Raw genomic sequence first — 8,809 nt, 5'->3', positions numbered from 1 at the left:
CTCCTCAACTTCGGTAAAATGAGGCTCATATTCTTTAAGACCTTCATTACAAAAATCATCAAATAGATGATCTTCATCTTTAAATGATCGCTCAATATGAATTTTTTGTTTTTCTTTAATTTTGTTTAGTTTAGGCAAAACTGTTTTATATATTTTTTGAATACTTTCTCTAATTTCTATAATATAAGGTGATGTTTTATCTTTTGTTTGAAGTAATTTTTTATACTCTGTTATGTTCTCGTATAATTCGACAATACCTTTATAGGATTTTTCTTTTTTTTCTATACTTTTTGTCGCTTCGTCTATTTTGTTGTCAGTAATCCTCATTCTTTGCTTTAATGGTTCTTCATTACAGACTAATGCAATGTGTTTTTTAGAATGTAAATTCAGAGGATGCAATAACCCTTTGTAATATTCATCAGTGATTTTTTTTAATGGCTCAGACAAGGTACCAGGATTAAGTCCAAATTTATCTTCCCAACTATCTGCTTCAAGAACCATAGGGGTCAATAGTGTTGCGCGTATTTTGTCTAAATTATCGAGGACGCCATTATGAATGGTCGTAGTAAATTCGTTGAGTTTTTGGGTTAGTTCTCTATACAGTAGCAACATGTTTGGTGATTGTAAGAATAACTTAAAATACGAATCAGAATCATTAATTAATTGCGTAATAGTTTTCGTCGCTTTTTCAGCGTTTTTTTGTAATCGTTGTTGTTCTTCAGCGGTTAAATTGTTCTTATTATTTAATACCTTAATATGCTTAGGGCTAATGTAGAACACATTGAGCACATGCCGTAATGAGTTATATTGTACGGAGTTTGTCGAAGAAATTTGCTCGGGTGGCGGGTGGTATGCTTCAGTTTGTTCTTGAAAGCTAGCATAAATATTTTGCGCTTTGCTCATTAATTCCTGGAGAAAGAATTCGCCGTGAGGATCGGTTGCGAGTCGGGTCGTTAATTTAATGATTTCGTTGATGTGTTGGTAAGCTTGTAGTAAGTAATATACGTAAAAGCCTTTTTTAAGTTTTGCATAATATTTATCCTTTTGAGTTAGCAATACGTAATAATAGTATTTAATGTTTGTATATTTAGCGTAAAGCTCTTCTTTTTCTGTGGTACTTAAATTTTCATTTTTTAATTTTTCTAATGCGAGGGCAATTCCTTCCAAGTGATAAAGACTATTATAAAGATCTTTTATCGCGCGCACCTGTCTGCTTTGTTTTAAATGTATATTGGTATCTTTTCGATCTTCCATCTCAGGATAGGGGATTCCAAATTTTTCAGGCACTAATTCGTGTTGTATTGTTTTATTAAATAATCCAACTAAAGCAAATAAGTCAGTTCTAAATTCAGAAATGCTATGGGAAATATTAGTGTTTTTAAGGAGATGATGTGCTCTTACCTCGTTATTAGTATTAAGCACAAGCTTGGTAGCATCATTTTCACTGCGGAATTTTTCCATAGCAAGGTCAATATATTCTTGACTTTGTTGTTTCCAGGTCGTGTCAATAGTGGCAAAACATTCGTATAAATGTCGATTTAATTTTAAGAATGTACCTAACGTAGGAGCATTTTTATAGTTAACTAATTTATTTGATAATATGTCAATCAAATGCTTATCAAATTTTAGTGCTGTTTCTCGAGATTCTTGTGGTACCGCATCAATGAAATAGGGCTGAATGATACTATATAACTTACTTAAAGTGTCTCTATCCTCATTTTTAAGGTCCCAAATATCTATAGTTGGTAATATGTTGATAAAGTCAGTGTATGCTTTTTTTGAGATCTCTAATTTTTTAAGCTCATTTTGATACCATAGGTATAGCTCTAAGGATTGCTCAGCACTTAATTGGTTCCGGTCTTGCAGTAAAATGTCGTCGCATGATTTGATAAATTTTAATTTTTCTTCTCCAAGAGGGCATTCTATTTCATCACTTTTAATCCCTAGAGGTATTGATTCATTGATGGCAAACACGTTTTCAATTTTATGATAAGGAAATAAAATCAACTTTGTTTGTGCATGTATAAACTCAATAAGTTTTTCATTCAGCATAATATAAAATAATTGGCTGTTTTTATTCTTGAGGATTAAATTTTCTAAAGCCTTTTGTTTTGCTAAAACACGACTAACGTGTTCTGTCGGCAATGTGCCTCCTAGCCAAAATATAGGTTTTTTCAAATAAGAGGACCAAGATTCAGGCCCTGTTAAGCTAGTAATTACTTGTTCGTTGAAATCAACATCCAGTTGTGCCATGAGTGGTTTAATAATTTTGTAGTAGCCACTAAGTGTTTCTTTTATGGAAGTAGGTAATTGCTGCAGACTAAGCGTTTGGTATTCTGGCTTTTTTAATTCGGAAAAAAAGTTGTCTAAAGCAACTTTCTCTATTTCATCCGTTTTGTAAAGAGCTTTTTTGGCATTAATAATTCGCTTGAAAGCCTGATCTAATCTTAATTTAATAAAACGTGAATCTTCAATATAGAGTAATTCTTGGCCTTTGGTATTGAAATCAATTACTTTCTTGGGTAAATAAAGTAAAGCTTGATATAATTTTTGTACTTGCTCCATTAATGGGTTGGATAATGTGCCGGGTTTAACCAGACAATTGACTTCAATTTTATCCACTAAGCCAAATAACGTAGGTAAAATGTCATATTTGAGCTGTGCCAAATTATCGCGTACTACATCTTGTGATGAATCAGTTAATTCACCAATTTGCTCAAGGGTGCTCATAGATAAGGTAATAATATTACTTATAATATGAATGTAATTTAGAAATTTAAGTGAAATGAATAGATTATTTCCTTTAAGTTTTTCTATATCATTCAATAAACTTAAAGCGGCATTTTGTAATTCATTCAATTTTTCCTGGTTAAGTTTGGGTTGGCTTTCTTTAATTTGTGATGAATAGTTTTGGATGTAATGTGTTAATTGGTGAATGTAAGCAGGTAAACGAGCACTGAATTTAGTAAGAAAGTTATAATCTACATCGCCGCCAATTGGTCGCATTTGATCAGCGGCCATTCCTGTAATTTCACCTATTTTATAGTTAAATGGTATTTCTTTAATGTCCAGTGTAACTAATTTTTCTATGGGGTTCAGATGAAATTGAATGAAATCGCGGTCTGGTTGTGAGATTCCTCGTAAATTAATACCTAAACGATAGGTTAAATGGCTTGTAACTGAGTTTTTTAAGGCTTTGCTAATAACGTCTTTAAGATTTTCTGTACAATATTCAGCAAACGGTTCAATGTAGGTGAGATGTAACTGAATAAGATCAAATTTTTCTTTTGGTAATTTTCCTAAATCAACATCTAAATTAATTGTTATGTAGCTTGTATTTTGAATACTTTTTCTGTTTTGACTAATAAATCCTTGCAAATTTTCAGCCTGACTTTTGGCATAGTTCTGGATTTGGCAGAAATAGGGCAGAATGAAGTTCAGTTCTTCCTGAAAAAGAGCTTTTAAATCGACATCTAAATGAGTTACTAGGTAGCTTGCCTCATAAGCGCTTTCAATGGTGTTACTCAGAAGTAATTTTAAATCACTATAGCATTGAGATATGTTTCTAATATCAATATCTTCCAAATCTTTAAAGGTTAAAAAGGCGTGATGAAACGCGTTGATTAATTTTTTTATTTGAGAAATATTATTGGGTTCAAGCTCAAAATTAGTAAAGGGAAGAACTAGTTCATTTTTATTAAAATATTGGGTGATTAGAGGATGCGCATAGGGGCTATTTATAATTTCTAAAGCTTTTTTAATAAAGTATTCTATGATAAGAGATATCTTGTTTTTCTTAAAAGACTCTAATAATTCTAAATATTGATTGTAATCTAATAATGTTGTTAAATCGTCTTTAAATTCCAACGGTTTTTTTACTATCTCAACTAATTTTGTAAATATTTCAATCATCAGAAAACTTAAATGCTTAACACTTTGTCAGTTTACTTCATGATACTTAAGTTAATATTAAGAGGATAGCTTTTCACCTCTTATTTTCCTTTGTGCCGGACAATTTTTTAAAAAGCAGTTTTTAGTGGTTTAAAGATAATCCAATTTGCGAATATAGAAAACGAATTTAAACGAACTCTGGAGTTAGTAAGCAAATCTCTGAGTTGATCTAAGCCCAATCGAAAAAAACTATTTTTTGGTCTTTTTTGATTTCGTAATTTTTTAAGAGGAATGGGCTTAATAGAAGCGTTCCATTCACCGATGCGATGAGCCCAGACAAACCCTAATGAGAGTAACACTAAGAGTTTTTCGATGCGTTTAGGCTCAATAACCCGTGTATCCTCAAACCGCCATCCCTTGGTTTTTAATGCCGAGCCGATGTCAATGCTGCAAGTTTTACCCCTATTGGGTTTATCAATCACATATAACTCAAGCCGTGGTTATGGGGATTCGTTATGGGAAAATCCCCCTGGAAATCATCAAATGATGTCCTGTTATACCCCTGTTTTTGATTTGGGAGATACGAAAAAATAGCGCTTTTACTAACAGGAAAGCGCTAAAATGAATGTAAAAGCTCATAAAAATTTCTTAGCGTTCAATGGAGGAGGTTTATTAGGCGGCGGCGCTTCTTTTTTAACAAAGTATCAGGAACTTGCAATGCAACTTCATTTGCCTTTCGATACGCTTTTAGCCATCGATAACTCTCTTTTTCCTCCAAAGGAATTTTATGATTATCTCGAAAAAACACCCAAACATAGTCTTTCAGGCGTAACAGCTAAAATAGGGTGTAAAAGTACATCTAAATGCTTCTCATGATTAATCGGCCCAATATCTTCACGCTCTTTTTGTTCTGTAAAATTTAGTGTTGTTGTATCTTGCAGTAAAAGAACTACCGAATGGTGTTTCATTCGAGAAAGAGTAGATTCTATATATGAGGACCTAAGATGCGTTCTGGAGTGACTCGCTCATGATCAAAGAAACAATAAGCTGCTTTTGTTTCATGCCACCCTCCACAGGCCGTCGGAATGCTTAGATTCGGCGAATTACCTAATTTATCAAATAAGGAAAGTAACCGTGCGTGGAGTCTTTTATCTCCTAATTTAATCGTTTTCATTTCTTCTGCTGCCTAGATCATCTTCATCGTCCTGACATATCGGGGCATTGTAGTATACGAATTATTGAATAAAATAATAGCTGTTAATACAATAGTATAAAAATGATTGTCGCACTTGGAGTTAAAATTCGCCATTATGGCGGAAGCTGAAAAGGGTATTAAATTAACCAAAACCATCGTTGATAAACTCGAACATATTTCCGGAAAAACCCAAACATTATATTGGTGGAAACCGATAATTACCGCAACGCCTTATTGTGGCATGATTATTTTTTATTACTCTTATTCACTGGGATGCGAAAAATGGAAGCTGCCTCTTTGCGCTGGGAGGATATTGATCTCAAATCCAAAACAATCACCCTTCAAGACACCAAAAACCACGAAATCCATACACTGCCTATGTCTGATTTTGTCTATGAGCTAATGGAACGCAGAAGCCGGAATAAAACCAGTGAATTTGTATTTCCGGCTGATAGTAAAACCGGTTATATCTATGAACCTAAAAAAGCGGTCAATAGGGTAGAGGAGTTATCAGGCGTTCCATTTACTTTGCATGACTTGAGATAGTTTGGACTTACCTGCTTATGCTTTAAAACGATTGCTTAATCATAAAATGAACAATGATGTTACAGCCGGGTATATCATGAAAGATGTTGAACGGTTGAGAAAGCCCATGCAACAAGTAGCTAATTTTATTCTTGAGCATATGACAGCTGATATCAGTTAATCAAAAGATATTTAATCGCTCGCATCTTTCATCTAGCAATTGGAGATATTTTTCCTGCATCTGTTGAGATAAAAAACTGAAACCAATCAGCTCTCGCCATTCTGGTATTACCTGATGGAACTCTTGTACGATCCCGTCGATGACGTTCTGATTTAATCCTAATTTTTCAATGGCAAAATATTTAAGAAAATCACTCTTTGTTAAATTATTTTTTTTCCCTTTTAGAGGTAAAGCCAGTTCTTCTTTGGTGTTTTTTTGAGCAATGGTTGAGTTAAGTAAATCGTATGCTGGTGATATGCAAATTTTCTTGTCCCTGGTAATCAAGGAAAAATTTTTTAAATGCATGTCTTCATTGCCGACCAGGAAATTAAACAGCGTCAACTTAAATAATTTCACGAATTCAATTTTTGGGAATGTACAAAACTGTTCTACGACTGCAATCACTTTTTCCATAGAACTTTTATATTTTGTATGTCGATCTTCACCTGATAGCTGCGCAAAATCTTCCAAAGCTAACTTTTTATTATGGCCTATTCGGTCAAACCGTTTAATGAAGTAGGTCAAACTGTTGTCTTTAGAATAAACTAAACCATGAACCGGAACTTCGAGGCCAATGGTCTTTGCAAGAGTCATCGTAATGGCTTCATTTTCAGGCAATTCTGGATAAATATCATTTTGTGGTTTTAAAATATAATGACCCTTTTGATCCACGATTTCAAAACATCCATCTTTAATCTTTAGCCTTGCACTTAGTTTCTTTTGCACACCTTGAACAGACATCTTTCCTACCCGAGCAATTGCTTCCTGTCGCTGCTCATCAGCACTTAAGTCTAATGGATTAAGGATTTTTAATTGAGGGGAAAGCAAATGCAACCCACGTTGCGAATAGTTTTCTTGGTCACTAATCTTTTCATAAGTAATAGGACAGTGTTTCATCTTAGTTCCTCAATAGTCACTGCGCCTACGACATCTTGGCCAACTATTATCAATTGGCTAAAATAATCATTTTTATCGATTTTATATTTACGTAATAGGGCTTCAAGCATAATGCCTTCAGGAAGTAATCCTTCAAAAAAAGGGGGAAATACGTCAAAATCATAGACCTTATTTGTTAACGGCATGGTGAGAGAAACTGGTGCACCGTGATAATCATCAAAGTAGGTAAATTGATATGTTCCACCTTGTAATTCTTCTAGTGTTCCAGCCTTAATGCCATTCACTGATACGCATGCTTTTCTCATGAATTATTATCCGTTGTTTGAGGAAAAGGCGTTTCAAATTTCATTTGGATATTTAAAACATCGAACACTTTTAGCAATGTGTTCAACCGCACCGATTCTTTCCCTTTTTCAATATCATATATAACCGTTTTGCCGACACCTGCTAACCGGGCTAATTCTTGTTGCGATAAGCCGCTGTGTTTGCGGTAGTAATGGACTAAATTGGCAATCTCGTGTGTGGGCATGGAAACACCATAAATTAATCATATATTACTGTTATAGCAGTAAAAATGATAAAAATAAATTTACTATCGCATTTTTTGCATTAATTCGCTATAAATTACTGTTATGGCGGTAAATATACCAAATTTCCTAGTTTTCTGTGTATTTTTTTATATTAAATTTCATAAATTACTGTTATTGCGGTAAATTTCTTGGGGAATAACAAAAAAGTCATTGGTTCAGCCTCAAAAATTCGTCCATTATGGGTTAACGGTTCGGCTAATATGGAAAATAAGCTCCTCCAAAATGGAATGAGAATAAATTTCTTTGATCATATAAAAAAATACAGGGACAGAGGGGACAAGTGGGGCATCCTTGTAATTACTGGGCTAGACCCGCCCCAGCTTAATTTGCAACCTTGGGACGTATGGGACATGGATAAAACTACCGTAACTGATTTTATTGGTGGGCCCACTAGGATTTGAACCTAGGACCAACGGATTATGAGTCCTGTGATTATTTTCAGTAAAATTTGTTTATTTAATTTAAAATCAAAAAATTAAAATTATTTTTATATATCATAAATTTCAAATAGGGCACTTATGGGGCACATGAAAATAAATCACTACAATAAACCACAATAAATTACGGATAGACATCTCTTTCGATTTCTAGCATATTATGAGTATAATCCATAGCGAAAATTTTGATAAACCAGCAACTCTGCTTCAAAATAACTAAAGACGTTCATCTAACTCTTAAATTTTCATGAGTTTCTAAAAGGAATTAAACGATGTTTGAGTATTTAAAAAAAGCAAATAACCATCCTGGTTTGAGTTTCATGTTTTTCATGATTATTTCATATTTTTTGGTAAAATGGATGAAGTTCTCACCATTGATATTAGGCGTTCCTTTTTTGGTGTTTGTCCCAGTGATGGTAGCCAGCATTGTATTTACGATCATTTGTTTAACGTCTTTAGTACGCAATAAAAACTCCATACTATTTACCACTTATTCATTGTTAACATTTATCAGTTATAAACTATCGGATGTCTATACTTCAAACTTGATATACGAAGCATTGAACTATAATCCTATGTATGTTCCACGTACTAGTTCAATTATTTCAATTTTTTCTTTAATACTTATAGAAGCACAATTAACAGCAGGTGCTCTCATAATTTACAGCTATGGCTCTTTGTTTCTTAGACCTTTTATTAGACCCTTCCTGAATAAATTTAAATATTCAGATGATGAAATATACAAGATAGGATTTGGTAGCAACATTTTAGGGGTAATATTATTTTTAGCAGTGAGTTTTGTTGTTCACAATATCAACTTTAATGAATTAATACAGAAAGCAGCTATCGAGCTCGATTATTATCCTATTCACTATTCTACTCCTGCCTGTAAAAATGCAAAAGAATATGAAAAATTTAATTACTTATCTAAAAATGTAATCTCTGTTTATCGAAACGATATTTTTAGTGATAAACCTATTTTTTCCGTAATAAATTGTACGGTTATTTAATATTCTTTATATTTATTAAGTTATTGGTAAACAAATTTTCTCTA

The 8,809-nt window shown here is 33.2% G+C and carries 8 protein-coding genes and 1 pseudogene; 3 read left to right on the top strand and 6 right to left on the bottom strand.

Annotation, left to right across the window (positions count from 1 at the left end):
* Together WA877_RS05980 and WA877_RS05975 are read right to left on the bottom strand one after the other, a co-directional pair.
* Positions 1-3,912, bottom strand: a 3,912-nt coding sequence (locus WA877_RS05980; RefSeq protein ID WP_425170018.1) for a hypothetical protein, incomplete at its 3' end; no start/stop codon positions are given.
* 107 nt (positions 3,913-4,019) lie between these two features.
* Positions 4,020-4,373, bottom strand: a complete 354-nt coding sequence (locus WA877_RS05975) for a hypothetical protein (protein ID WP_425170017.1) — start codon at positions 4,371-4,373, stop codon at positions 4,020-4,022.
* 139 nt (positions 4,374-4,512) lie between these two features.
* Here WA877_RS05975 and WA877_RS05970 point away from each other — a divergent pair, with 139 nt between their 5' ends.
* Positions 4,513-4,767 carry a hypothetical protein gene (locus tag WA877_RS05970; RefSeq protein ID WP_425170016.1) on the top strand — a complete coding sequence of 85 codons (255 nt, stop codon included), beginning with the start codon at positions 4,513-4,515 and terminating at the stop codon, positions 4,765-4,767.
* A 109-nt stretch (positions 4,768-4,876) separates the two neighbouring features.
* Here WA877_RS05970 and WA877_RS05965 read toward each other — a convergent pair whose 3' ends face one another.
* Positions 4,877-5,065 carry an IS4/Tn5 family transposase DNA-binding protein gene (locus WA877_RS05965; RefSeq protein ID WP_425170015.1) on the bottom strand — a complete coding sequence of 63 codons (189 nt, stop codon included), beginning with the start codon at positions 5,063-5,065 and terminating at the stop codon, positions 4,877-4,879.
* 216 nt (positions 5,066-5,281) lie between these two features.
* On the opposite strand from WA877_RS05965, the pseudogene WA877_RS05960 reads away from it, so the two are divergent.
* Positions 5,282-5,792: pseudogene (locus tag WA877_RS05960) on the top strand (tyrosine-type recombinase/integrase); the annotation flags it as partial.
* Here WA877_RS05960 and WA877_RS05955 read toward each other — a convergent pair.
* From WA877_RS05955 to WA877_RS05945, 3 genes are read right to left on the bottom strand one after another with little or no spacing between them, the layout of a single operon-like run.
* On the bottom strand, positions 5,793-6,728 hold the full coding sequence (locus tag WA877_RS05955) for a HipA domain-containing protein (protein ID WP_425170014.1): 936 nt from the start codon (positions 6,726-6,728) through the stop codon (positions 5,793-5,795).
* Positions 6,725-7,033, bottom strand: a complete 309-nt coding sequence (locus WA877_RS05950; RefSeq protein WP_425170013.1) for a HipA N-terminal domain-containing protein — start codon at positions 7,031-7,033, stop codon at positions 6,725-6,727. The genes WA877_RS05955 and WA877_RS05950 overlap by 4 nt, the downstream gene beginning before the upstream one ends.
* Positions 7,030-7,257, bottom strand: coding sequence for a helix-turn-helix transcriptional regulator (locus tag WA877_RS05945; protein WP_425170012.1), 228 nt, complete (start codon positions 7,255-7,257; stop codon positions 7,030-7,032). The genes WA877_RS05950 and WA877_RS05945 overlap by 4 nt, the downstream gene beginning before the upstream one ends.
* A gap of 770 nt (positions 7,258-8,027) precedes the next feature.
* On the opposite strand from WA877_RS05945, the gene WA877_RS05940 reads away from it, so the two are divergent.
* Positions 8,028-8,765, top strand: coding sequence for a hypothetical protein (locus tag WA877_RS05940; RefSeq protein ID WP_425170011.1), 738 nt, complete (start codon positions 8,028-8,030; stop codon positions 8,763-8,765).
* The last annotated feature ends 44 nt before the right edge of the window (positions 8,766-8,809 follow it).

It is taken from the genome of Legionella sp., assembly GCF_049790535.1.
In the GTDB taxonomy this organism is placed as follows: domain Bacteria; phylum Pseudomonadota; class Gammaproteobacteria; order Legionellales; family Legionellaceae; genus Legionella.
This window is presented reverse-complemented; position numbering and strand designations above follow the sequence as displayed.